This window comes from Pseudomonas sp. UF-293, assembly GCF_058245595.1.
In genome coordinates, this window is record NZ_JBSICA010000008.1 from 125,516 (window position 1) to 149,039 (window position 23,524).

Here is a 23,524-nt window from a genome sequence, read left to right on the forward strand (position 1 = left end):
GGGCAATGCCCGGGTTTACGGCCAGACGATGTCATGACCGAATTCGTTCTTGTTGCCGGACAGTCTGAGGATGGGCAGGGCCGCCGCTTCGACCTTGTCGATCAGCGCGTCGTATTGGAAATGATTGGCCTGCCCGGCATGGGTCGCGGCTTCGATGCGTGCGGCACTGGCTCCGGCCATGTCGTTTATGTCCGTCACTCTGGCGCCTTTGGTCTGATCAGCGTTGAGCAACCAGATGCGTTCGGCGTCCAGGCCGCTGCGGGTGACCGAAATCAACCCTTCAAAATCGTCTGAGGGGAACCAGGTTGGCGGCGTTGCACGGGCGGCGGAATTGAACATCATGTTTTCTTCGTGGGGGACTACCTCCAGGTGACGTGTGTCCAGCGCGTACAGGAACATGACCGTCTGCCGAGTGCGCTCGGATCGATAGCCGCGCTCGTGATCCCACGCTATCGGCTTGTCGCCATCCGACCAGTCGGAGGAAGCGCTGCTGCTGGAGTCGCTGGCGTCGCTCGCGCCGCTCTCCGAACTGCTGTCACTCGCGTCGCGCCCGGGATACTTGTGGGTCTGACTGTTGAACCGCAGGTATTCGGGATCGGGCGCGCTGGCGTACATCTGGCCTTCATTGAGACTGAACGTCGCGCTGATGGGTTTGTGCGTAGTGGCGCCGGGTTCATGGTGATAGCGCGGCAGCATGGTGCCGTCGCTGGCCAACTCGAACGGTGTGCGTTCGTCACCGCGAAACAGCGCCGGAATGTCGGTGCGGTACAGGCAATTGTTCTTGTTGCGCCGATAACCGAGTTTTTTCAGCAGGGCTTCACGCACCTCGAACGCCAGGCTGTTTTCGGGGTGATACCAATCATGGCGGGCGTTGCGCTTGAGGTTGAGTTGCTCGACTGCGTCCCTGGCAAATTGCTCGAGGCGTAGCGGGTTGTCGACATCGTCGAGCAGACGCTTGTGCGCCTGTACCCAAGAGGGGATCGCCAACTGGGTTTGCAGGTCCCGGCGCAAACGTGTCAGCTGATTCGGTAGCAGGTTGAAAGACTGCAGAAACGTCTCGCGTTCCTTCAGCGTCATTGCCGGGTGCAGCCAGCGCAGGAAATTGCGCAGCAAATCGGTGAACGGGTTATTCGTGTTTGCGGGGCTGGCCCATGGCGGAGGGAGGCCAGAGGCTTGCGCTTCGGCCCGGAAGCGGGTGATGTCCTGGCCATGCAAGCCATAGAGTTGCCAGATCTGTTGATCGGTCCATTGCCTCAAGTGAGCCGGCTGCGCGCCGAATCCGTCCACTGGTGCATCGACCTGCATCAGATTGCCAAACTCATCGCGCAGGGCAAATCGAATAGCGGTATCCGTCGCACCGGGCAGCGGTGTCATCTCGTGGTAGCCCTGGGAGTCCGGGGAGCGCCACGAAGGGCGGTAAGCGCGTTGATCCACAGGCACCGGCACAGAAACCGCTCGCGGGCGTTTGGCTGCAGATGCCTGGTCGGGCTGTTCGCTTGCGCTCACGGCGGGGCGTTTCGGCGCGACCTGTTCTGTCAGGCGCCATGTCGGGCTGTCGGTGTTTTTGTACAGGCGTGGGCCTGAGGGGAACCGTTCGGTCAGTAGTTTGCTGCGCCAGGCACCGGATTCATCCTGGCCGATATGGGTGGTTTGCAGCGCACCCTCAACGTCTACGTCGGCGAATTTTCTGCCAACGACCCAGCGAAATCCGTCGACGTCGGCCGGTTTCATGCCCTGTAGAAAAGCCTCGGACAGCCAGTAGTTGTTCACTCTCTCAGCCTGCGGCAGAACGGCGCCTGTTGCGGGCATCTGCGAGATTTCCACTGCCGGTAACTGCGCCGCTTGACCGGGCAAGTGCATATCGACGGTGCGGTTTGGCGTTGCCAGGTCAGCAAGGTCGGTATTGCGAAAAAAGTCGGGAACGCCGTCAAGATACAAGGTTTCGTTACGGCGCGGCGCAGTGTTGCTCAATTCAGACGGGTGAGTCGTTGTCGCGGTTGGTTTACGGGGTATTTTGGGGCTCATTGAATAGCTCTGAACTAACGAAGTTTCAAGATTTTAATTTCAGCGTCCGTTTGTAACTGTGCTGGAACAACATGGAAATTAATTGGTTAGTTCAATCTAACGGTTTTCAAACAATATGAAAGGCACTATCTGCGGGATTGCAGATGTTTGTGTAACGTCAGTTTTGTATTTGTTGCAGGCGGGGAGTTGTGCCGGTTTAGTAATGGAAGTTTTACCGGGCAGGGGAAAGAGTAAGTAGGCAACTAACGCCGCTCTTGTCGGAGTTTTCCGAAAGAGCGGCGCGAAACAAACAGTGCTTGCATGTCGATGTTTAGTAGGCGTAGCGCAACAGTGTATGAGGCAAATGACGCAGCACGAAGAAACCGAACAGCGCGATCATCGATGGCAGGATCAGCCACCAGATCTTGAATGGCATCGGGTTGAGGGACGTCTGCCGTTGGCTCAACCACAACATCCCGGCGCAGACGCAACTGGCGAGCATCGCGCCGGCGAGGATATCGGTCGGCCAGTGCGCGCCGAGATAGACCCGCGACAAAGCGATAGAGAGTGCCGGGATGCAGGCTATCAACAGCCAGGTCAGGCGCATGCGCGGCGGCTGCCCACGACCGGCGAGCACGCCCAGGGTCAGGAACAAGGCAAACGCGCCGGAGGCATGGCCGCTTGGCATGCTGTAAGTGGTCAATGGGTCGCTGAGCACTTCCGGGCGCACTCGGGCGAAAAAGTATTTGGTTCCGGTGTTGGCCATGGCGGTGATCAGCATGGTGGCGCCGGCGAACACTGCCTGGCGCCACTGCTTGCACAGCAACAACAGCACGACGAGCAGGGCACTGAACAAAAGCATGTTGCGGAATTCGCCGATCAGGGTCAGCGTCACGGCGATTTCGTCCAGCGCTGGCTGGCGATGCTCCTGCACCAGAGTCATCACACCGTTGTCGAGCGCGGTGAGGTAGGGATAGCCGATGAACAGCCCGATCAGGATCAACAGGCTCATGCTGCCGATCCAGATCGTCGCGCGACGATGGCGACGCACACTGCTGTTGACGCTCAGGCCGACCATTACCGCGATGCTGGCGGCGACGATCCCGGCCTCCAGCCAGAACCCTTCAGGCAATGGCAAGCGGAACGCTGCGCCCGTGGCCCAGCCCGGCAACAGATAAGCCAGACTCCAGCCAGCAGCTGCCAGCAGACTGACGGCGAAGAAACGCGGGAAGGGCATGTCGCACATCCCGGCGACCATCGGCAGCATCGGCCGCAGTGGGCCGATGAAACGCCCGACCAGCAGACTGGCGATGCCATAGCGCTGGAAGTACGACTCGGCGCCGGCCATCCATTCCGGATGATGGCGTAGCCCGGGGAGGCGGCGGATGTTCTGGTGGAAATGGCGGCCGAGGAAATACGAAATCAGATCACCGAGGATGCCGCCGAGAAAGCCCAGCAGCAGCGTTTCGCTCAATGACAGCGCGCCGCTGCCGGCGAGCACTGCCACGGCAAACAACAGCACCGTGCCCGGCACGATCAGCCCGGCAATCGCCAGGCACTCTACGCACGCCACGATGAATACCGCTGCGGCCAGCCACTGCGGATTGGCGCCGAGCCATCCGGTGATGCTATCGAGCCATGGGCCCATACAGAAAAACTCCATTCATTCTTTAAGTAATTGTTACGCGTTGCACGGCAGGCCCGTGGGAGCGAGCCTGCTCGCGAATACGCTGTGTCAGACGAGAGAAGCGTTGGCTGGCACGACCCCTTCGCGAGCAGGCTCGCTCCCACAGGGGGACATCATTTATTTGCGGATTCGCCGTCAGCTCCGGGAAGCAGGAGATAATCCCGGCCTTCGACCTGACCCCGTCGCAGCGGGTTCCGCGTGCACCATTGCGCATGCGCGGCGTCAACGAAGCGGTACATCAGGTGTTCATCGCGACCCAGCGGAATCCCCAATCGGGTAGTTTGAATAATCTGCGAGGGCGCCGGTCCTGCGTCCTCGACCAGCAACAATTCATGATCGAAACGCTTGGCGTCCCACATCGGTACTTTCAAACCGAGTGCCTTGCACAGCAGCGTCTGCCCGGCGCACAACTTCTGCGTCGGACGCGGCCGGCCCTGGGCATCGGGATTGTTCACCAGCATCTGCGCCAGACTCGCCGGGCCGCTGACTTCATCGACCCACGGATAGGCAGATTTGATCAGCACCGCGTTGCCCGGACCTTGCGCACTGAAGTTCAGCGAATCACCGCCACGGGCGTAGTACATATAGATGTGGCCGCCATCCAGAAACAAAGCCTTACGTTTTTCTGTATAGCCGAGCGAGGCGTGGCTGCCTTTTTCCGCGAAGTAATAGGCTTCGGTCTCGATAATTCGCGCGCTCAACCATAGGTCGCCGACGCGATGACGGATGACTTTGCCGAGCAGCGCCTGCGCCAGCACCTGTGCGTCGCGGTCGAAAAAACTGTCCGGCAGGCCCACGGGCAGGCGTGCGGACTCGGGGCAAAGGGGCACGTTGGTCATGATGGGCAAGGTTTATCCAGGCTCAAGAGGTCGTGATGATAACAACGCTGAGCTTAATTACGTCTGAACGAGGGGCAAACGCAGCTCATTTCGACCATCCGCCTGTCACCGCTGTTAGTCCCGGGACGCGACAGCTATAATCTGCCGCTTTCCTCTTTGCCAAGACCCCAGCAGACCATGACTGAGTCCGTTCTTGACTATATGACCCGATTGGGTCGCGCCGCCCGCGCTGCCTCCCGGGTCATCGGTCGCGCCAGCACCGCGCAGAAAAACCGCGCCTTGCAGGCTGCCGCCAATGCTCTGGATGCTGCGCGCGCCGAGCTTGCCGCAGCCAATGAGCTGGATCTGGCTGCCGGTCGCGCCAGCGGTCTGGAACCGGCGCTGCTGGAACGTCTCGAACTGACCCCGGCGCGCATCGACGGAATGATCGTCGGCTTGCGTCAGGTCGCTGCCTTGGCGGATCCGGTTGGTGCGATCCGCGACATGAGCTTCCGTCCGTCGGGCATTCAGGTCGGCAAGATGCGTGTACCGCTGGGCGTGATCGGGATCATTTACGAGTCCCGTCCGAACGTGACCATCGATGCCGCCAGCCTGTGCCTGAAGTCGGGTAACGCGACCATTCTGCGTGGTGGCTCCGAGGCGATTCACTCCAATCGCGCGATTGCCGCGTGCATTCAGCGCGGTCTGGCCGAGGCCGAACTGCCCGCCGCCGTGGTGCAAGTGGTCGAAACCACTGACCGCGCCGCCGTCGGCGCGATGATCAGCATGCCTGAGTACGTCGACGTCATCGTTCCCCGTGGCGGTCGTGGCCTGATCGAACGCATCAGCCGCGATGCCCGCGTGCCGGTGATCAAGCACCTGGACGGCATCTGCCACGTCTACGTCAGCGAGCACGCCGATCTGGCAAAAGCCCAGCGCATCGCCTTCAACGCCAAGACTTACCGTTATGGCATCTGCGGCGCGATGGAAACGCTGCTGGTCGACCAGGCTGTTGCCAGGGATTTCCTGCCTTCGATGGCCGCGCAGTTCCGCGAAAAAGGCGTCGAGCTGCGTGGTTGCGAACGCACCCAGGCAATCGTCGAAACCGTGGCGGCCACCGAGGACGACTGGAGCACCGAGTATCTGGCGCCGATCCTGTCGATTCGCGTGGTCGACGGTCTGGAGCAGGCGATCGAACACATTAACCATTACGGCTCCCATCACACCGACTCGATCGTCAGCGAAAACCTCGCCGACACCCGCCGGTTCGTGGCGGAAGTCGACTCGGCCTCGGTGATGATCAACACGCCGACCTGCTTTGCCGATGGATTTGAATACGGATTGGGTGCCGAGATCGGCATTTCTACTGATAAGCTGCACGCCCGCGGCCCGGTAGGGCTTGAGGGGCTGACCTGCGAGAAGTACATCGTGGTCGGCGATGGCCAGCTGCGCGGCCAGGCGACGGTCTGACTTGACCGACCTCGACCTGACAGCGCCGCACACCGGCAGCGAGTCGCGCCCGCAGCGCATTGGCGTGCTGGGCGGTACGTTCGACCCGGTGCATATCGGCCATTTGCGTGGCGCGCTGGAAGTCGTCGAAGCGCTGGCGCTGGACGAGTTGCGCCTGATGCCGAACGCGCGCCCGCCACATCGCGGTACGCCGCAGGTGTCGGCGCAGGATCGGCTGGCGATGGTCGAGTGCGCGGTGGCCGGATTGCCGCCGCTGGTGGTGGACGCCCGCGAATTGCAGCGGGACAAACCGTCCTGGACCATCGATACCCTGGAGTCGCTGCGCGCAGAGATGCCCGCCGAGACCCAGGTTTTTCTGCTTTTGGGCTGGGACGCATTTTGCGGCCTGCCCACTTGGCACCGCTGGGAAGAGTTGCTCCAGCATTGCCACATCCTGGTGCTACAGCGCCCGGACGCCGACAGCGAACCGCCGGATGCCTTGCGCAACCTGCTGGCAGCGCGTTCGGTGAGCGACCCGCTGGCCCTGAAAGGGCCGAGCGGACAGATTGCATTCGTCTGGCAGACACCGCTCGCGGTTTCCGCCACCCAGATCCGTCAACTGCTGGCCAGCGGTAAGTCGGTACGTTTCCTGGTGCCCGACGCGGTCCTGGCCTACATCGATGCGCACGGTCTGTATCGTGCGTCGAACTGAACAAGGCGTGCTTCACTGATACGAATCACCGTATCCCCAAGCCGCCGAATACATGAGCAAAACGAGTTTCATATGACTGATAAAGATCTACCGAAAGTAAAGCGCAAAGGCACGTTCAAGAGCGCACCACTGCCGGAAGCCGTCAACACCAACGAGCCGCTCAAGGGCGACGAACTGGTCAAGATTGCCGTCGCTGCGCTGGAAGACGTCAAGGCCCAGGACATCCAGATCATCGATGTGCGCGACAAGCAGAGCATCACTGACTACATGATCATCGCCACCGGTACCTCCAATCGCCAGATCAACGCGATGCTGGACAAGGTCCGCGAGGAAGTGAAAAAGCAGGGCGCCAAGCCGCTGGGCGAAGAAGGCAAGGGCGACAGCGACTGGGTACTGCTCGACCTCGATCTGGTGATCGTGCACATGATGACCGCCTCGGCGCGTCAGTTCTACGACCTGGAGCGTCTGTGGGCCGGTGCCGAGCAAAGCCGTGCGGCCGATGCCAAGCACCACAGTCCGGAGAACACCCACGAGCATTTCACCAAGCTCAACAAAGACCAGTTCTAAGGGATTGCTGTGCGACTGCGCCTGATCGCCGTCGGTTCACGCATGCCCAAATGGGTGGAAGAAGGCTGGCATGAATATGCCAAGCGTCTTCCATCCGAACTGGCGCTGGAACTGGTGGAAATTCCGCTCAACACCCGTGGCAAGAATGCCGACGTGGCCCGTTTCATCCGCCAGGAAGGCGAAGCCATGCTGGCCAAGGTCGGGCACAACGAGCGGATCGTCACGCTGGAGGTTCACGGCAAGCCGTGGAGCACCGAGCAACTGGCGGTTGAACTCGATCGCTGGCGCCTGGATTCGCGCACGGTCAACTTCATGGTGGGCGGCCCGGAAGGGCTGGCACCGGAAGTCTGTGCCCGCGCTGACCAGCGCTGGTCGTTGTCGCCGCTGACCTTGCCGCACCCGCTGGTGCGGATCCTGATCGGCGAACAGTTGTACCGTGCCTGGACCGTGTTGTCCGGTCACCCTTACCACAAGTAAGCCTGCCCTCATGTCTCAGCCGATCCGCATCAAGGACCACGAAAAGGACGCCCGTCTGGTGCGCAGCCGTGTCGTGTTCGGTGCGATCGTGATCGTGGCGCTGATCTGCGTGCTGATCGCGCGTTTGTATTACCTGCAGGTGATCCAGTACGAGTACCACTCGACCCTGTCGGAAAACAACCGCGTGCATGTGCAGCCGATTCCGCCGACGCGCGGGCTGATTTTCGACCGCAACGGCGTGGTCGTGGCCGACAACCGGCCGAGCTTCAGCCTGAGCATGACCCGCGAGCGCTCCGGCGACTGGCAACAGGTGCTCGACGTCATCGTCGAGGTGCTGGAACTGACGCCCGAGGATCGGGTGATCTTCGAGAAACGCATGCGTCAGGGGCGCCGGCCGTTCGAGCCGGTGCCGATCCTGTTCGAGCTGACCGAAGAGCAGATCGCCCGCATTGCCGTGAACCAGTTCCGCCTGCCCGGGGTGGAAGTGGTCGCGCAATTGGTCCGGCATTACCCGCAGGGCGCGCACTTTGCGCATTCGGTGGGCTACATGGGGCGGATCAACGAGAAAGAGCTGAAAAGCCTCGATCCGGTCAACTACAGCGGCACCCACCACATCGGCAAGACCGGCATCGAGCGTTTCTACGAGCCGGAACTGCACGGTCAGGTCGGTTACGAGGAAGTCGAGACCAACGCCCGTGGCCGCGTGTTGCGGGTGCTCAAGCGCACCGATCCGATTCCCGGCAAGGACATCGTCCTGAGCCTCGACATCAAGTTGCAGGAAGCCGCCGAGGCCGCGCTGGGCGGGCGACGTGGTGCGGTGGTGGCGCTCGATCCGAAAACCGGCGAAGTGTTGGCGATGGTCAGTCAGCCGAGTTTCGACCCGAACCTGTTCGTCACCGGCATCAGCTTCAAGGCCTACGCCGAGTTGCGTGATTCCATCGACCGGCCGCTGTTCAATCGCGTGCTGCGCGGTCTGTACCCGCCGGGCTCGACGATCAAACCGGCGGTGGCGATTGCCGGTCTCGACGCCGGCGTAGTCACGGCTTCGAGCCGGGTGTTCGACCCGGGCTATTACATGCTGCCCAACTACGACCACAAATACCGCAACTGGAACCGTACCGGTGACGGCTTCGTCGACCTCGACACGGCGATCATGCGGTCCAACGACACGTACTTCTATGACCTGGCGCACAAGCTCGGCATCGATCGGCTGTCGACCTATATGAACAAGTTCGGCATCGGCCAGAAGGTCTCGCTGGACATGTTCGAAGAATCCCCCGGCCTGATGCCGTCCCGCGAATGGAAGCGGGCGACGCGCAAACAGGCGTGGTTCCCCGGCGAAACCCTGATTCTCGGGATCGGCCAGGGCTACATGCAATCGACGCCGCTGCAATTGGCCCAGGCCACGGCGTTGGTGGCCAACAAGGGCATCTGGAATCGTCCGCACCTGGCCAAGTCCCTCGACGGGGTGAAGCCAGTGGATGAAAACCCGATGCCGAACATCGTCCTGCGCGACCCGTCCGACTGGAACAAGGTCAACCACGGCATGCAGCAGGTAATGCACGGCGCCCGTGGTACCGCGCGCAAAGCGGCGATCGGCGCGCAGTACCGCATCGCCGGCAAGTCCGGTACCGCGCAGGTGGTGGCAATCAAGCAGGGCGAGAAATACGACCGCTCCAAGGTCCAGGAACGCCATCGCGACCACGCCTTGTTCGTCGGCTTCGCCCCGGCCGATGATCCGAAAATCGTCGTGTCGGTAATGGTCGAGAACGGTGAGTCCGGTTCCGGCGTTGCCGCGCCAGTGGTGCGCCAGGTCATGGACGCATGGCTGCTCGACCAGGATGGCCACCTGAAAGCCGAGTACGCCAGCCCTATCACTGCGGAGGCCCCGGCCCGTGATGAATAACTTCGATCGCATGCTCTCCAGCGAGGATGTGATGCGTCGCCGCGCGACGTTGCTGCAAAGACTGCATATCGATGGCCCGCTGTTGATCCTGTTGCTGATCCTCGCCGCCGGCAGCCTGTTCGTGCTGTATTCGGCCAGCGGCAAGAGCTGGGATCTGCTCGGCAAGCAGGCCACATCCTTCGGCATCGGTCTGGTGGCAATGATCGTCATCGCCCAGTTCGAGCCGCGTTTCATGGCGCGTTGGGTGCCGCTCGGTTACGTGATCGGCGTGGTCTTGCTGATCGTCGTCGACATCATGGGCCACAACGCCATGGGCGCCACGCGCTGGATCAACATCCCCGGGGTGATCCGCTTCCAGCCCTCGGAATTCATGAAGATCCTGATGCCGGCGACCATCGCCTGGTATCTGTCCAAACGCACCTTGCCGCCGCAGCTCAAGCACGTCGGCATCAGCCTGATGCTGATTGGCGTGCCGTTCATTCTGATCGTGCGCCAGCCGGATCTCGGTACTTCGCTGCTGATTCTCGCCGGTGGCGCCTTCGTCCTGTTCATGGGCGGCTTGCGCTGGCGCTGGATTCTCAGCGTGCTGGCGGCGGCGGTGCCGGTGTCGGTGGCGATGTGGTTTTTCGTCATGCACGACTATCAGAAGCAACGGGTCCTGACTTTCCTCGACCCGGAAAGCGATCCGCTCGGTACCGGCTGGAACATCATTCAGTCGAAGGCGGCGATCGGTTCCGGTGGCGTATTCGGCAAAGGCTGGCTGCTCGGCACTCAGTCGCACCTGGATTTTCTCCCGGAAAGCCACACCGACTTCATCATTGCCGTACTCGGTGAAGAATTCGGTCTCGTGGGGATTTGCGCGCTGCTGCTGATCTATCTGCTGTTGATCGGTCGCGGGCTGGTAATCACTGCCCAGGCGCAAACGCTGTTCGGCAAATTGCTCGCCGGCGCGTTGACCATGACTTTTTTTGTTTACGTTTTCGTCAACATCGGTATGGTCAGTGGCCTGTTGCCGGTCGTGGGGGTGCCGTTGCCGTTCATTAGCTACGGAGGAACTTCGCTGGTGACGCTGCTGTCAGCGTTTGGGGTTTTGATGTCGATCCATACCCATCGTAAGTGGATCGCACAGGTTTGAATAAGGTGAAGAGTGCAATGCAAGTAATGCGTGGCTGGGCGACTCGATGCGCGCCGCTGGTTGGCCTGATGGGCCTGCTGGGGAGCGTGCAGGAAGCGCTGGCCGGCGACTATGAAGGCTCGCCGCAGGTGGCCGAATTCGTTGGCGAAATGACCCGCGACTACGGTTTCGCCGGTGAACAACTGATGGGTGTGTTCCGCGAGGCGCAACGCAAGCAGTCGATTCTCGACGCCATCTCCAAACCCGCCGAACGCGTCAAGCAGTGGAATGAATATCGCCCGATGTTCATCACTGATGCGCGCATCGCCCGTGGCGTCGACTTCTGGCGTCAGCACGAGGCGATCCTGGCCCGTGCCGAGCAGGAATACGGCGTGCCGGCACAAGTCATCGTGTCGATCATCGGCGTCGAGACCTTTTTCGGACGTAATACCGGCAATTTCCGCGTGATCGATGCTTTATCGACCCTCGGCTTCGACTATCCTCCCCGTGCCGAATTTTTCCGCAAGGAACTGCGTGAGTTCCTCCTGCTGGCCCGTGAAGAGCAGGTCGATCCACTGACCCTCAAAGGCTCGTACGCCGGGGCCATGGGCCTGCCGCAGTTCATGCCGAGCAGCTTTCGCGCCTACGCGGTGGACTTCGACGGTGACGGCCACATCAATATCTGGAACAACCCGGACGATGCCATTGGCAGCGTCGCCAGCTACTTCAAGCGTCACGGCTGGGTCGCCGGTGAGCCGGTGGTCAGCCGCGCCGATGTGCGCGGCGAGCAGGTCGATGAAGGCCTGACCACCGGTATCGAGCCAGTGAAAACGGTCGCAGAGTTGCGGGCGCTGGGCTGGTCGAGTCATGATGCGCTGCGCGATGATATGCCGGTTACCGCATTTCGCCTCGAAGGCGACAACGGCCCTGAATACTGGATGGGCCTGCAGAATTTCTACGCGATCACGCGTTATAACCGCAGCGTGATGTACGCCATGGCCGTACATCAACTGTCTGAACAGCTGGTACAAGCACGGGGCGTCAAGTAATGCAGGCATTGCCTAACAATAAACCCCTGAAGCTGGTGGCTTTCGCTGCGTTGGCAGTCCTGGTCGCCAGTTGCACGACCAGCCGCACGCCGACGCAGAAAACCCCGTCCACCGCTGTCCGCGCCCAACCGGGCCTGGACATCAACCGCGCGCACAAAGACGGCGCGCCGTGGTGGGACGTCGATGTTTCGCGCATCCCTGATGCGACACCGACCCTGCACACCGGCCCGTACAAGGCCAACCCGTACACCGTGCTGGGCAAGACCTATTTTCCGTTGCAGGAATCCAAGACCTACGTGGCTTCGGGCACAGCGTCCTGGTACGGCACCAAGTTCCATGGCCAGAACACCGCCAATGGCGAAGTGTATGACCTGTACGGCATGAGCGCCGCGCACAAGACCTTGCCGCTGCCAAGTTACGTCCGGGTGACCAACCTGGACAACAACAAGACCGTGATCCTGCGCGTCAACGATCGTGGGCCGTTCTACTCCGATCGCATCATCGACTTGTCTTATGCTGCGGCGAAGAAACTCGGCTATGCCGAAACCGGCACCGCGCGGGTCAAGGTCGAGGGCATCGATCCGCAGCAGTGGTGGGCGGCCAAGGGCCGTCCGGCGCCGCTGATGCTCAACGAGCCGCAAGTGGCGCAGAATAGCGCGCCAGTGATTACGGCTTCGGCCGGCACCGTCGAGCAATGGACGCCGCCGCCGCAGCAACACGCCGCGGCCGTGGTGCCCGTGCAGATCGATGCAAAAAAAAACGCTTCTGCACCAGCGTCTGGCCAGTATCTGCAGGTGGGCGCGTTCGCCAACCCGGACGCTGCCGAACTGCTGAGGTCGAAGCTCAGCGGGATGGTGAGCGCGCCGGTGTTCATCAGTTCGATCGTGCGCAATCAGCAGACCCTGCACAGGGTACGCCTGGGGCCGATCGGCTCGCCGGGTGAAATCGCCCAGGTGCAGAACAGTGTGCGTCTGGCCAATCTGGGTTCGCCCAGCGTGGTCAGCGAGTAATACGTAGACCTTGATTGACGGTTCACTTGCGGTATTCGGGGGGTGAACCAGGTTGTTGGCTCGTCGAAGAACAAAAGCCCGGCAAGGGTGACTGGAGTGAGCAACTGAACACGCGATGGCCCGTTAGAAGGCTGTCTGAATAAGTTTTGCCTTCGGGCAAGTTTCCATTAGCGATTTCGAGAGACGGATGAACATCACCACCTTTGCCAAACGCCTGTGTCTGCTAGTCCCGCTGCTCCTCTCGCCAGCCGCCTTCGCGGCCGAGATGATGCCGTCGCCACCACAACTGGCCGCCAAGGCCTACGTTCTGATGGATGCCAGCAGCGGCAACGTGCTGGTCGAAAACAACGGCGACCAGCGTCTGCCACCGGCCAGCCTGACCAAGCTGATGACCGCGTACATCGCGACCCTGGAAATCCGTCGCGGCCAGATCGGTGAAAACGATCCGGTGACCGTCAGCGAAAACGCCTGGCGCACCGGCGGCTCGCGGATGTTCATCAAGGTCGGTTCGCAAGTCACCGTCAGCGACCTGCTGCACGGCATCATCATCCAGTCCGGTAACGACGCCAGCGTCGCCCTGGCCGAGCACATCGCCGGCAGCGAAGACGCCTTCGCCGACTTGATGAACAAGACCGTCACCGAACTGGGCATGACCAATACCCACTTCATGAACCCGACCGGTCTGCCGAACCCTGAGCACTACTCGTCGGCGCATGACATGGCGATTCTGGCCCGTGCGATCATCCACGAAGACCCGGCTCACTATGCGATCTACTCGCAGAAAGAGTTCTTCTGGAACGGCATCAAGCAGCCTAACCGCAACCTGCTGCTGTGGCGCGACAAGACCGTTGACGGTCTGAAAACCGGCCACACCGACGAAGCCGGCTACTGCATGGTGTCTTCGGCTGTACGTGACGGCCAGCGTCTGATCGCCGTGGTGTTCGGCACCAACAGCGAAGTAGCCCGCGCCGCTGAAACCCAGAAGCTGCTGACCTACGGCTTCCGCTTTTTCGAAACCCAGACCTTCTATCAGAAGGGCACTGAGCTGGCGCAGGCGCCGGTATGGAAAGGCACCACCAGCCAGGTCAAGGCCGGCCTGGCACAAGATCTGACCATGACCCTGCCGAAAGGCCAGCTGAAGAAGCTCGCTGCCAGCATGACCATGAACCCGCAACTGGTTGCGCCAATCGCCAAGGGCGACGTGATCGGTAAAGTCGAAGTCAAACTGGAAGACAAGGTGGTGCACAGCGCCGACCTGATCGCTCTGGATGGCGTCGAGGAGGGTGGTATCTTCCGCCGCATGTGGGATAGCATCCGTCTATTCTTCTACGGCTTGTTCAACTGATTCAGTGTTGACCTGCATGGCCCCGCCCCGATCCGGTGCGGGGCCATGTGCGTTACCACGGCTTGCACTCTAGAGGCCGTTACGCCATGACCGATACCGAAGTACAGGCGCCAAAGATCGAATTTCCCCAAACTGATTACCCGATCAAGGTAATCAGCGATACGGGCGTCGGCCGCAAAGACCAGATCATCGAGATCGTCAAGAAACACGCGACCATCAATGACGAGCGCATCGACGAGCGTCAAAGCAGCACCGGCAAGTACACCACCATCCAGCTGCACATCGTCGCCACCGACCAGGATCAGCTGTACAACATCAACAGCGAACTGCGGGCGACCGGCTTCGTGCACATGGTGTTGTGATGCACGGCACGCTGGGCTTTCGCGAGCTGGGCCAGATGGCTTACGAGCCGGTCTGGCATGCCATGCAGCGCTTTACCAACGAACGCGGCAATGCTGCCGCCGACGAAATCTGGCTCGTCGAACACCCGCCGGTGTTCACCCAGGGCCAGGCTGGCAAGGCCGAACACCTGTTGCTGCCGGGAGATATTCCGGTGGTGCAGGTCGATCGTGGCGGCCAAGTGACTTATCATGGCCCAGGGCAACTGGTGGCTTATCTGTTACTGGATGTGCGCAAGCTGGGTTTCGGCGTGCGTGATCTGGTCAGCCGCATGGAAGCCTGCCTGATCGAACTGCTGGCCAGCTACGGCGTCACCGCCGCCGCCAAGCCAGATGCTCCCGGCGTATACGTCGATGGAGCAAAAATCGCTTCTCTGGGTTTGCGCATTCGCCACGGTTGTTCCTTTCATGGCCTGGCCCTGAACGTGGATATGAACCTGGAACCGTTTCGACGGATTAATCCCTGCGGCTACGCCGGGCTGGCCATGACCCAGCTGAGCGATCACGCAGGATCGATTGAATTTGCCGAGGTAAGTGCCCGGCTGCGCGCGCAGCTCGTCAAACACCTCGACTATGCTGAGCAGACGACCCTCACGGGCGGAATCGACTGATATGACTACTGATGCAGTGCAAACCATGATCCCGACGCTCGACGTGACCGAGCGCCCGGCCCCGCGTCCCAAGGTTGAAGCCGGCGTCAAGCTGCGCGGCGCCGAGAAGGTTGCACGCATCCCGGTCAAGATCATCCCGACCACCGAACTGCCAAAGAAACCCGACTGGATCCGCGTGCGCATCCCGGTTTCGCCGGAAGTCGACCGCATCAAGAGCCTGCTGCGCAAGCACAAGCTGCACAGCGTCTGCGAAGAAGCGTCCTGCCCGAACCTCGGCGAATGCTTCTCCGGCGGCACCGCAACCTTCATGATCATGGGCGACATCTGCACCCGTCGCTGCCCGTTCTGCGACGTTGGCCACGGTCGTCCGAAGCCACTGGACGTCAACGAGCCGGAAAGCCTGGCCATCGCCATCGCCGACCTCAAGCTCAAATACGTAGTGATTACCTCGGTTGACCGTGATGACCTGCGTGACGGCGGTGCCCAGCACTTCGCCGACTGTATCCGCGAAATCCGCAAACTGTCGCCGAACGTGCAGCTCGAGACCCTGGTCCCGGACTATCGCGGCCGCATGGACATCGCTCTGGAAATCACCGCCGCCGAGCCGCCGGATGTGTTCAACCACAACCTGGAAACCGTGCCACGCCTGTACAAGGCTGCGCGTCCGGGTTCGGATTACCAGTGGTCGCTGACCCTGTTGCAACGCTTCAAGCAGATGATGCCGCACATTCCGACCAAGTCCGGCCTGATGCTGGGTCTGGGCGAGACCGACGAGGAAGTCATCGAAGTCATGAAGCGCATGCGCGAACACGACATTGACATGCTGACCCTCGGTCAATACCTGCAACCGTCGCGCAGCCACCTGCCGGTGCAGCGTTTCGTCCATCCGGACACCTTCGCCTGGTTCGCCGAGGAAGGGTACAAGATGGGCTTCAAGAACGTCGCTTCGGGCCCGCTGGTACGTTCCTCGTACCATGCCGACGAGCAGGCGAAGCTGGTCAAGGCCGAGCTGCTGGGTTCCTGATTCAGCGCCGATGCAAAAATGCCCGCCGAGGACTGTCCTTCGGCGGGCATTTTTTTGCCTGAGACAAGGGGCTTTTGTTTGCCTCTTCAGCTGACTACTGTGTGTGCATGACTTTACCGCTGGAGCCCATGGATGACCGTTCGACCGAGCCACACCCTGATTGCCCACCGAGCCGTACCGGCGCTGCCCTGCGAGGGCACGATCGGCGTCATCGCGCCTGCCGGTCCCGGCGCCCTCGACACTGAGAAAGCGCTGCAATGGATGCGCGCGCGCGGCCATGGGCTGAAGGTGTTTCCGGGCGTCTACGAGAAGGACGGCTATCTGGCCGGCAGCGACGACGTACGCCTGCGCGATCTGCATGCGGCATTCGCTGATCCCGAAGTCGACGCGATCATTTGCCTGCGCGGCGGCTACGGCACGCCGCGCCTGCTCGACCGAATCGATTACGACCTGCTCAGCCGGCATGCCAAGCCGTTTGTCGGCTATAGCGACATCACCGCGCTGCACCTGGCCATCAGTCGCTACGCCGGGTTTGTGACCTTCCACGGGCCGCTGCTCAATGCCGACCTGCTCGGCGACAAGGAGCCGCCGACCGTCACGTCATTCTTCGCCATGCTGCGCGGGCAAATGAAGTCAGGGAGTGTGCTGAGCCATCCGGCGGCGTATCCGCTCTCAACCGTTGAACCAGGCGTTGCCCACGGGCGCTTGCTTGGCGGCAATCTGGCGATGATTGCTGCAACCCTCGGCACGCCTTACGAGATTGATGTCGAAGGGGTGATTCTGTTTATCGAAGACATCAACGAGCCGCTGTATCGCATTGATCGGCTGCTGACCCAGATGCGTCTGGCCGGCAAGCTGGCCCGACTGCGCGGTGTGCTGGTCGGTGATATCGCCGGGGTGGAGGTCGACGCGCTGAATCGGCTGCTCAAGCAAACCTTTGAGCCGTTGCGGATTCCGGTGTTGTCGGGTTGGCGCAGTGGCCATTGCGACCCGAATCTGACACTGCCGTTGGGCGCGCTGGTGCGCCTGGATGCGGGAAAGCAGGAGTTGCTGCTGGAGCAGGATGTGGTGATCAAGGCGGAAACGGTTATTGCCTGACAGTCAGTCTTCGCGAGCAAGCTCGCTCCCACAGGTTTTGAGTCGAATACACAATTGTGTTTCAACCAGAACCCCTGTGGGAGCGGGCTTGCCCGCGATGCTTTTATTGGGCGCGCAGGCTCTCAAGCAACTTGTGCGTCGGATACCCATCCGCCGGCCACCCCAGTGCCTGCTGGGCGCTGCGAATGGCCTTGCGCGTATTGGCGCCGATAATGCCGTCCGCCGTGCCGGCGTCATAATTACGCGCGGTCAACAGCGTTTGCAGTTCGATGCGCTCGGTGCGACTCAGCGGTAGATCATCTTTCGGCCAGTCGCCATTGATCAAGCCTGCGCCTTCAAAGCGCTCGGACAGCAGGCTCACCGCCAGCGCATATGACGACGAATTGTTGTACTTGAGAATCGCCCGGAAGTTGTCGAGGATCAGAAACGCCGGGCCGCGATAACCGGCCGGCAGTAGCAGGGCAGCGGAAAGCTGCTCGGAGCCGGCTGGCACCTGCGCGCCATTGGGCAGGCTCACGCCCAGTTGCCGCCATTCGGCGACGCTTTTGCGAATCGCGCCATCGGCCAGGGTGTAGTTGAAACCGCTGGGCAGTTGCACTTCGAAGCCCCACGGCTGGCCACGCTGCCAGCCTGAGCTCTGCAGATAATGCGCGGTCGAGGCCAGCGCATCGGCCGGGCTGCCCCAGATGTCGCGGCGACCGTCACCGTCAAAGTCCACGGCGTGGGTGTTGTAAGTGGTCGGAATGAACTGGGTCTGGCCCATTGCGCCGGCCCAGGAGCCGAGCATTTTCTCCGGGGTGATATCGCCCTGCTGCAGTATCTGCAGGGCGGCGATCAATTGCGCATGAGCAAAGCCCGGACGACGGCCTTCGTAGGCGAGGGTGGCCAGCGAGTTGATTACCGACTTGCTGCCCTGAAACTGACCGAAATTGCTTTCCATGCCCCACACCGAGACCAGTGCCTGGCGATCAACGCCATATCGCTGCTCGATGCTTTGCAGAATGTCGGCGTACTGGCTGATCAACGCCTGGCCTTTGCGTACGCGCAGTGGCGACAGCGCGCCATCGAGGTATTCCCACACCGGGCGGGAAAATTCCGGCTGACTGCGATCGGCGCGGATCACGCTGGCGTCGAAGCTGACGTTGGCAAATGCCTGATCGAACAGCTCGGGGCGAATCCCGGCGGCAAGGGCATCTTTGCGAAAACCGGACTGCCATTCGGCGAAGGTTTGAGTCGGCTGAATATCGAGCGGATCGGCGGACGGCACTACCGGCGGGATGATCGCTGGGGCCGTGGCAACGGGGGCGGCTTGAAGCGGTTGTGCATCGGCGGCGGTGGGTTTTTCCGCGCAGGCAACAAGCAGGATGAAGCTGGAGGCAGCGATCAATTGGCGCACGGGCCAACGACGGGAAAGACTTGGGGGCATGCACAGTTCCAGGGGAAACGAATCAGGTGCAGACCTTAACATGAGCGGGGGGTAGTGCGCTTCAGGCAGCCAGAAAGTAAAAAGCCTCCCGGTTGTCAGACCGGAAGGCTTCGCGGCGGTAGCTGCCTTTGCCCTTGGCTGGTCGTTCCTGACGGCTGCGGAACAAGGGCTGGGCGACGATGGATTTGGCCTTGTTGGGGCCATGCTTTGCAGGCTTTTTGCTCATGGGGATTCTCTCGGTGTGGTGGTTTTGCGCCGGGAATAATCTGCCGATGTGGCGCATCTGTCCAGTAGCTCATGCGTAGGAATATTCTGGCGCTTTCGCGAGCAGGCTCGCTGCCACATTGGTAAGCGGTCACTGTGGGAGCGAGCCTGCTCGCGAATGGACGCTACGCGGTCGGCTGCCTTACTCGGCAGGCAAAGACAGTCGCTGGCCTGCCATCAATAGAGCCAACCGACTCAGGCTCATCCACGGCGAACCCGCTGCCTGACCTTTGATCTGCGCATCGATACGCTGCGCTTCGAGCAGCAATTGCGCCCAGCGTTGCGCCGAGTAGCGTTGCAGCGCCTTGCTCATCAGCGGCTTGCGCTTGTCCCAGACGGGCGGTTTCGACTGGCTGAAGCACTTGTCCAGTGGCGTGCCCTGGCTGTATTGCAATGAGATATTGGCCAACAGGCGCAACTCCCGCGCCAGTGCCCAGAGAATCACTGGCGGCTCGACGCCTTCGCCGCGCAGACCCTCGAGCATGCGCAAGGCGTGGGCCGGTTCGCCGTTGAGCACCGCGTCGGTCAGGCCGAACACGTCGAACCGCGCACTGTCGGCCACGGCGGCTTGCACGGTTTCGACGGTGATCTGCCCACTCTCGGCCATCAACTTGAGCTTTTCGATTTCCTGCGCGGCGGCGAGCAGGTTGCCTTCGACACGCGCGGCAATCAATTCGACGGCGTCCTGGCTGGCCGACAGACCGGCCTGGGACAGGCGCTGACGAATCCAGCTGGGCAGTTGATTGGCATCCACCGGCCAGATCTGTACGAACTGGGTCTGTTGGCCTTCGACCAGCGCCTTGCCCCACTTGGTTTTCTGCGCGCTGCCATCGAGCTTGGGCAAGCTGATCAGCAGGACGGTATCTTCAGCGGGACGTGAGCAATATTCGATCAGCGCCGCCGCACCTTTGTCGCCGGGTTTGCCTGATGGCAGGCGCAGCTCGAGCAGGCGTTTTTCGGCGAACAGCGACATGCTCGCGCCGGCCTGCAACAACGTACCCCAATCGAAATTGGCGTCGGCGGCGAAGACCTGACGTTCGTCGAAACCTTGCTGGCGAGCAGTCGTGCGGATGGCGTCGGCGGCTTCCTGACACAGCAACGGGTCATCGCCGCTGATGATGTAGACCGGCGCGAGTGCGCCTTGCAGGTGTTTGCCGAGTTGCGCGGGAGCGAGCTTCATAAGGAAGGGCGAGCGGGGCGCCAGAGCGCCCCGGCCGTCTTACTGCTGCGGGATTTCGAGCGGCGACTGACGCGGAGTTTCCGCCTCAGCCTTCTGCGCCGCTTCCAGCGCATCGGCTTCAGCCTTGGCGCGGTCATTGGCGGTTTGCTGCAGTTGCTGCAACTGGCCCGGGGTCAGCTGTGACAGGCGCAGCATCATGCGCTGAACCAGTTCGCGACGGATTTCATGACGGGCGTCGTTGGCTTCCTGATCGGAGCCGACGAGGTTGTTGCCGTCGTGAATGAACACCTTCTGCACTTCGAGCTTGTCGCTGATCAGCGACAGGTTTTTCTCGCCGCGGATGTCATAACTCAGCACGGTGTTGACCTGATACTCGCCTGTGCGCCCGGCACCGGCATAGCTGAGGATGCGCTGGCTTTCCTGCTCGTCAGCCAAGTAGAGCTTGTACGGCGCGCCGCTGTAAACCTTGACGCCGCTGGACTCGAGCGTCTGACGCAGTTGTGTCACGGTTTCGCCGTAAGCGTTACGCGCGCTCAGGTCGATTTCCTTGATCGACAGCTCGTTTGTGCCGGTACCACGCAACTGGAAACCGCAGGCGCTCAGCAGAACGGCGAGGCCCATCACCAGCAGATTGCGTTTGATCATTGTGTTGCTCCCCTTGAAACCAGGTGAGCCGACTCTGCGGCCCGAAAGGTTTTACTGGGTGCCAGGCGAGCCCGGCACCCGATCCAATTTAGCTGGCGACGATGTTGACCAGTTTGCCCGGCACCACGATCACTTTGCGAATGGTCAGGCCGTCGACGAAACGCAGCACGTTTTCGTTGATGCGCGCGGCGGCTTCGATCTCTTCGCGGGTGGCGCTGGCCGGCATTTCGATCTGCCCGCGCAGCTTGCCGTTGACCTGAATGACCAGGGTCAGGTTGTCCTGCACCAGCGCACTTTCGTCGACGGCCGGCCAGCCTGCATCGATCACCGCATCGGCGTGACCCAACTGCTTCCACAGTTCATGGCTGATGTGCGGGGTAATCGGCGCCAGCAGCAAGGTGACCGCTTCCAGGCCTTCGTGCAGCAGCGCGCGGTCCTGTTCGGTGGCTTGCGCGGCTTTTTCCAGCACGTTCATCAGCGTCATCACCTGAGCGATGGCGGTGTTGAATTTATGGTTCTGACCGACGTCATGGCTGGCCTGCTTGATCGCCAGGTGAATCGCACGACGCACGGTTTTCTGCTCGTCGTTCAAGCCGGCAATATCGAGCTTGCCCGGCAAGCCCTGGGTGACGTGGGCTTGCGCCAGACGCCAGACGCGCTTGAGGAAACGGTGCGAACCTTCAACGCCGGAGTCGGACCATTCCGCGCTCATGTCAGGCGGCGAGGCGAACATCATGAACAGGCGGCAGGTGTCGGCGCCGAACTGATCGATCATCGACTGTGGGTCGACGCCGTTGTTCTTCGACTTGGCCATCTTCTCGGTACCGCCGATTTCCACCGGCAGGCCGTCGGATTTCAGCTTGGCGCTGATCACCTTGGCTTTGCTGTCACGCTCAAGTTCCACGTCTGCCGGGTTGAACCAGGTGTAAGCACCGTTGGCTTCGCGACGATAGTAAGTCTCGGCGATCACCATGCCCTGGGTCAGCAGGTTCTTGAACGGCTCATTGGAGCTGACCAGACCTTCGTCACGCATCAACTTGTGGAAGAAACGCGCATACAGCAGGTGCAGAATGGCGTGTTCGATACCACCGATGTACTGATCCACCGGCAGCCAGTGATCGGCCGCGGATTTTTCCACCAGACCGCCTTCGAAGTGCGGCGAGGCATAGCGTGCGTAGTACCACGACGACTCGACGAAGGTGTCCATGGTGTCGGTTTCACGCTTGGCCGGAGCGCCGCATTTCGGGCAGCTGCATTCGTAGAACTCGGGCATGCGCGCAAGCGGCGAACCGGCGCCGTCCGGCACCACGTCTTCCGGCAATACCACGGGCAGTTGATCTTCCGGCACCGGCACGTCACCGCACGCGGCGCAGTGGATGATCGGGATCGGGCAGCCCCAGTAGCGCTGGCGGCTGATGCCCCAGTCGCGCAGGCGGAACTGGGTACGCGAGGCGCCCAGTTGTTTCTTGATCAGGGCGACTTCCATGGCGTCGAACGCGCCGGCGAAATCGAGGCCGTCGAACTCGCCGGAGTTGATCAGCGTGCCGTGCTCGCCGTAGGCGTCTTGCCACGGCGCCGGGTTGCTGTCACCGGAGCTGGTGCGCACCACGGATTTAACCGGCAGGTTGTACTTGTGGGCGAATTCGAAATCGCGCTCATCGTGCGCCGGCACCGCCATGACCGCGCCGTCGCCGTAGTGCATCAGCACGTAGTTGGCGACCCACACCGGCAGCTTCTCGCCGGTCAGCGGGTGCTCGACGAACAGGCCGGTCGGCAGGCCTTTCTTTTCCTGGGTGGCGACATCGGCTTCAGCGACGCTGCCGCCCTTGCATTCAGCGATGAATGCTTGCAGCTCAGGGTTGTTCTGCGCGGCCAGGGTGGCCAGCGGGTGCTCGGCAGCGACGGCGACGTAGGTCGCGCCCATCAGGGTGTCCGGACGGGTGGTGAAGACTTTCAGAGTGCCGGCTTCGCCGATCGAGTCGACGTTGTACGGGAACTGCACTTCCATGCCACGGGACTTGCCGATCCAGTTGCGCTGCATGGTCTTGACCTGTTCCGGCCAGCCAGTCAGTTCGTCGAGGCTTTCCAGCAGCTCGTCGGCGTAAGCGGTGATCTTGAAGTAGTACATCGGGATTTCGCGCTTTTCGATCAGCGCGCCGGAGCGCCAGCCACGGCCGTCGATGACTTGCTCGTTGGCCAGCACGGTCTGGTCGACCGGGTCCCAGTTCACGGTACCGTTCTTGCGGTAGATGACGCCTTTTTCGAACAGGCGCGTGAACAGCCATTGTTCCCAGCGGTAGTAGTCCGGCTTGCAGGTGGTCACTTCACGGGACCAGTCCACCGCGAGGCCGAGGCTGCGCAGCTGCGACTTCATGTAGGCGATGTTCTCGTAGGTCCACTTGGCGGGCGCTACGTTGTTTTTCATTGCGGCGTTTTCCGCCGGCATGCCGAACGCATCCCAACCCATTGGCTGCAGAACATTCTTGCCCTGCATACGCTGGTAGCGCGAGATCACGTCGCCGATGGTGTAGTTGCGCACGTGGCCCATGTGCAGCTTGCCGCTGGGGTAAGGGAACATCGACAGGCAGTAGTAGGTTTCCTTGCCTGGCTGTTCACTGACTTCAAAGGACTTTTGCTCATCCCAGAACGACTGGGCGGCGGCTTCGATCTCACGGGGCTGATATTGTTCGTGCATGGCTACTTTTGTACTGGATAGGGGTGGCCTAATCCTCTTCGACGG

At 61.4% G+C, this 23,524-nt stretch carries 21 protein-coding genes; 13 read left to right on the forward strand and 8 right to left on the reverse strand.

Going from position 1 to position 23,524, the window contains the following annotated elements:
• Positions 1-15: 15 nt before the first annotated feature.
• The 3 genes from AC4IHP_RS11730 to AC4IHP_RS11740 all read right to left on the reverse strand — a co-directional run bounded on the left by AC4IHP_RS11730 (position 16) and on the right by AC4IHP_RS11740 (position 4,530).
• Positions 16-2,025: a hypothetical protein gene (locus AC4IHP_RS11730; RefSeq protein ID WP_490831744.1), complete on the reverse strand. Its 2,010-nt coding sequence runs from the start codon at positions 2,023-2,025 to the stop codon at positions 16-18.
• Positions 2,026-2,335: 310 nt separating this feature from the next.
• On the reverse strand, positions 2,336-3,652 hold the full coding sequence (locus AC4IHP_RS11735; RefSeq protein ID WP_460121683.1) for a bifunctional DedA family/phosphatase PAP2 family protein: 1,317 nt from the start codon (positions 3,650-3,652) through the stop codon (positions 2,336-2,338).
• Between the two features lie 152 nt (positions 3,653-3,804).
• Entirely contained in the window at positions 3,805-4,530 is a 726-nt protein-coding gene (locus tag AC4IHP_RS11740) for a DNA-3-methyladenine glycosylase (protein ID WP_490831745.1), read from the reverse strand.
• 177 nt (positions 4,531-4,707) lie between these two features.
• Between AC4IHP_RS11740 and AC4IHP_RS11745 the strand changes: the two genes are divergently transcribed.
• The 13 genes from AC4IHP_RS11745 (at position 4,708) to AC4IHP_RS11805 (ending at position 17,269) form a co-directional block, all read left to right on the forward strand.
• A complete protein-coding gene (locus tag AC4IHP_RS11745; protein ID WP_490831746.1) occupies positions 4,708-5,979 on the forward strand; it encodes a glutamate-5-semialdehyde dehydrogenase in 1,272 nt (423 codons plus the stop codon).
• On the forward strand, positions 5,948-6,670 hold the full coding sequence (gene nadD / locus AC4IHP_RS11750; RefSeq protein ID WP_024014451.1) for a nicotinate-nucleotide adenylyltransferase: 723 nt from the start codon (positions 5,948-5,950) through the stop codon (positions 6,668-6,670). The genes AC4IHP_RS11745 and nadD overlap by 32 nt, the downstream gene beginning before the upstream one ends.
• A gap of 72 nt (positions 6,671-6,742) precedes the next feature.
• Entirely contained in the window at positions 6,743-7,237 is a 495-nt protein-coding gene (rsfS, locus tag AC4IHP_RS11755) for a ribosome silencing factor (protein WP_016773024.1), read from the forward strand.
• A gap of 9 nt (positions 7,238-7,246) precedes the next feature.
• A complete protein-coding gene (gene rlmH, locus AC4IHP_RS11760; protein ID WP_011063671.1) occupies positions 7,247-7,714 on the forward strand; it encodes a 23S rRNA (pseudouridine(1915)-N(3))-methyltransferase RlmH in 468 nt (155 codons plus the stop codon).
• Between the two features lie 10 nt (positions 7,715-7,724).
• Positions 7,725-9,620 carry a penicillin-binding protein 2 gene (mrdA, locus tag AC4IHP_RS11765; protein ID WP_071173699.1) on the forward strand — a complete coding sequence of 632 codons (1,896 nt, stop codon included), beginning with the start codon at positions 7,725-7,727 and terminating at the stop codon, positions 9,618-9,620.
• Between the two features lie 31 nt (positions 9,621-9,651).
• Entirely contained in the window at positions 9,652-10,755 is a 1,104-nt protein-coding gene (gene rodA, locus AC4IHP_RS11770; RefSeq protein ID WP_051600793.1) for a rod shape-determining protein RodA, read from the forward strand.
• Between the two features lie 17 nt (positions 10,756-10,772).
• Complete coding sequence (gene mltB / locus AC4IHP_RS11775) at positions 10,773-11,783, forward strand: lytic murein transglycosylase B (protein ID WP_490831747.1); 1,011 nt, start codon at positions 10,773-10,775, stop codon at positions 11,781-11,783.
• A complete protein-coding gene (locus tag AC4IHP_RS11780) occupies positions 11,783-12,793 on the forward strand; it encodes a septal ring lytic transglycosylase RlpA family protein (RefSeq protein ID WP_471814369.1) in 1,011 nt (336 codons plus the stop codon). The genes mltB and AC4IHP_RS11780 overlap by 1 nt, the downstream gene beginning before the upstream one ends.
• A 187-nt stretch (positions 12,794-12,980) precedes the next feature.
• Positions 12,981-14,138, forward strand: a complete 1,158-nt coding sequence (locus AC4IHP_RS11785) for a D-alanyl-D-alanine carboxypeptidase family protein (RefSeq protein ID WP_016773028.1) — start codon at positions 12,981-12,983, stop codon at positions 14,136-14,138.
• A gap of 86 nt (positions 14,139-14,224) precedes the next feature.
• The gene (locus tag AC4IHP_RS11790; protein WP_016773029.1) at positions 14,225-14,500 is read left to right on the forward strand and encodes a DUF493 domain-containing protein; all 276 of its coding nucleotides are present in this window, start codon (positions 14,225-14,227) and stop codon (positions 14,498-14,500) included.
• The gene (gene lipB, locus AC4IHP_RS11795) at positions 14,500-15,147 is read left to right on the forward strand and encodes a lipoyl(octanoyl) transferase LipB (RefSeq protein ID WP_024014445.1); all 648 of its coding nucleotides are present in this window, start codon (positions 14,500-14,502) and stop codon (positions 15,145-15,147) included. The genes AC4IHP_RS11790 and lipB overlap by 1 nt, the downstream gene beginning before the upstream one ends.
• Positions 15,148-15,172: 25 nt before the next feature.
• On the forward strand, positions 15,173-16,171 hold the full coding sequence (lipA, locus tag AC4IHP_RS11800; RefSeq protein WP_160768663.1) for a lipoyl synthase: 999 nt from the start codon (positions 15,173-15,175) through the stop codon (positions 16,169-16,171).
• A gap of 132 nt (positions 16,172-16,303) precedes the next feature.
• Positions 16,304-17,269, forward strand: a complete 966-nt coding sequence (locus AC4IHP_RS11805) for a S66 peptidase family protein (RefSeq protein WP_490831748.1) — start codon at positions 16,304-16,306, stop codon at positions 17,267-17,269.
• 103 nt (positions 17,270-17,372) lie between these two features.
• Here the strand turns inward: AC4IHP_RS11805 and AC4IHP_RS11810 are convergent, their stop codons facing one another.
• From AC4IHP_RS11810 to leuS, 5 genes are all read right to left on the reverse strand, one after another.
• Positions 17,373-18,695 carry a lytic murein transglycosylase gene (locus tag AC4IHP_RS11810; protein WP_490831749.1) on the reverse strand — a complete coding sequence of 441 codons (1,323 nt, stop codon included), beginning with the start codon at positions 18,693-18,695 and terminating at the stop codon, positions 17,373-17,375.
• Between the two features lie 61 nt (positions 18,696-18,756).
• Positions 18,757-18,921, reverse strand: a complete 165-nt coding sequence (gene arfA / locus AC4IHP_RS11815; protein ID WP_016773035.1) for an alternative ribosome rescue factor ArfA — start codon at positions 18,919-18,921, stop codon at positions 18,757-18,759.
• Between the two features lie 180 nt (positions 18,922-19,101).
• On the reverse strand, positions 19,102-20,139 hold the full coding sequence (gene holA / locus AC4IHP_RS11820) for a DNA polymerase III subunit delta (protein WP_490831750.1): 1,038 nt from the start codon (positions 20,137-20,139) through the stop codon (positions 19,102-19,104).
• A 39-nt stretch (positions 20,140-20,178) separates the two neighbouring features.
• Complete coding sequence (locus AC4IHP_RS11825) at positions 20,179-20,784, reverse strand: LPS-assembly lipoprotein LptE (RefSeq protein ID WP_071173693.1); 606 nt, start codon at positions 20,782-20,784, stop codon at positions 20,179-20,181.
• Between the two features lie 88 nt (positions 20,785-20,872).
• Positions 20,873-23,479 carry a leucine--tRNA ligase gene (leuS, locus tag AC4IHP_RS11830; protein WP_460121665.1) on the reverse strand — a complete coding sequence of 869 codons (2,607 nt, stop codon included), beginning with the start codon at positions 23,477-23,479 and terminating at the stop codon, positions 20,873-20,875.
• Positions 23,480-23,524: the final 45 nt, after the last annotated feature.

Coding starts and splice junctions, on each gene's coding strand:
- AC4IHP_RS11730 (WP_490831744.1), bottom strand. CDS start 2,025: ATGAGCCCCAAAATACCCCGTAAACCAACCGCGACAACGACTCACCCG.
- AC4IHP_RS11735 (WP_460121683.1), bottom strand. CDS start 3,652: ATGGGCCCATGGCTCGATAGCATCACCGGATGGCTCGGCGCCAATCCG.
- AC4IHP_RS11740 (WP_490831745.1), bottom strand. CDS start 4,530: ATGACCAACGTGCCCCTTTGCCCCGAGTCCGCACGCCTGCCCGTGGGC.
- AC4IHP_RS11745 (WP_490831746.1), top strand. CDS start 4,708: ATGACTGAGTCCGTTCTTGACTATATGACCCGATTGGGTCGCGCCGCC.
- nadD (WP_024014451.1), top strand. CDS start 5,948: ATGGCCAGCTGCGCGGCCAGGCGACGGTCTGACTTGACCGACCTCGAC.
- rsfS (WP_016773024.1), top strand. CDS start 6,743: ATGACTGATAAAGATCTACCGAAAGTAAAGCGCAAAGGCACGTTCAAG.
- mrdA (WP_071173699.1), top strand. CDS start 7,725: ATGTCTCAGCCGATCCGCATCAAGGACCACGAAAAGGACGCCCGTCTG.
- rodA (WP_051600793.1), top strand. CDS start 9,652: ATGCGTCGCCGCGCGACGTTGCTGCAAAGACTGCATATCGATGGCCCG.
- mltB (WP_490831747.1), top strand. CDS start 10,773: ATGCAAGTAATGCGTGGCTGGGCGACTCGATGCGCGCCGCTGGTTGGC.
- AC4IHP_RS11780 (WP_471814369.1), top strand. CDS start 11,783: ATGCAGGCATTGCCTAACAATAAACCCCTGAAGCTGGTGGCTTTCGCT.
- AC4IHP_RS11785 (WP_016773028.1), top strand. CDS start 12,981: ATGAACATCACCACCTTTGCCAAACGCCTGTGTCTGCTAGTCCCGCTG.
- AC4IHP_RS11790 (WP_016773029.1), top strand. CDS start 14,225: ATGACCGATACCGAAGTACAGGCGCCAAAGATCGAATTTCCCCAAACT.
- lipB (WP_024014445.1), top strand. CDS start 14,500: ATGCACGGCACGCTGGGCTTTCGCGAGCTGGGCCAGATGGCTTACGAG.
- lipA (WP_160768663.1), top strand. CDS start 15,173: ATGATCCCGACGCTCGACGTGACCGAGCGCCCGGCCCCGCGTCCCAAG.
- AC4IHP_RS11805 (WP_490831748.1), top strand. CDS start 16,304: ATGACCGTTCGACCGAGCCACACCCTGATTGCCCACCGAGCCGTACCG.
- AC4IHP_RS11810 (WP_490831749.1), bottom strand. CDS start 18,695: ATGCCCCCAAGTCTTTCCCGTCGTTGGCCCGTGCGCCAATTGATCGCT.
- arfA (WP_016773035.1), bottom strand. CDS start 18,921: ATGAGCAAAAAGCCTGCAAAGCATGGCCCCAACAAGGCCAAATCCATC.
- holA (WP_490831750.1), bottom strand. CDS start 20,139: ATGAAGCTCGCTCCCGCGCAACTCGGCAAACACCTGCAAGGCGCACTC.
- AC4IHP_RS11825 (WP_071173693.1), bottom strand. CDS start 20,784: ATGATCAAACGCAATCTGCTGGTGATGGGCCTCGCCGTTCTGCTGAGC.
- leuS (WP_460121665.1), bottom strand. CDS start 23,479: ATGCACGAACAATATCAGCCCCGTGAGATCGAAGCCGCCGCCCAGTCG.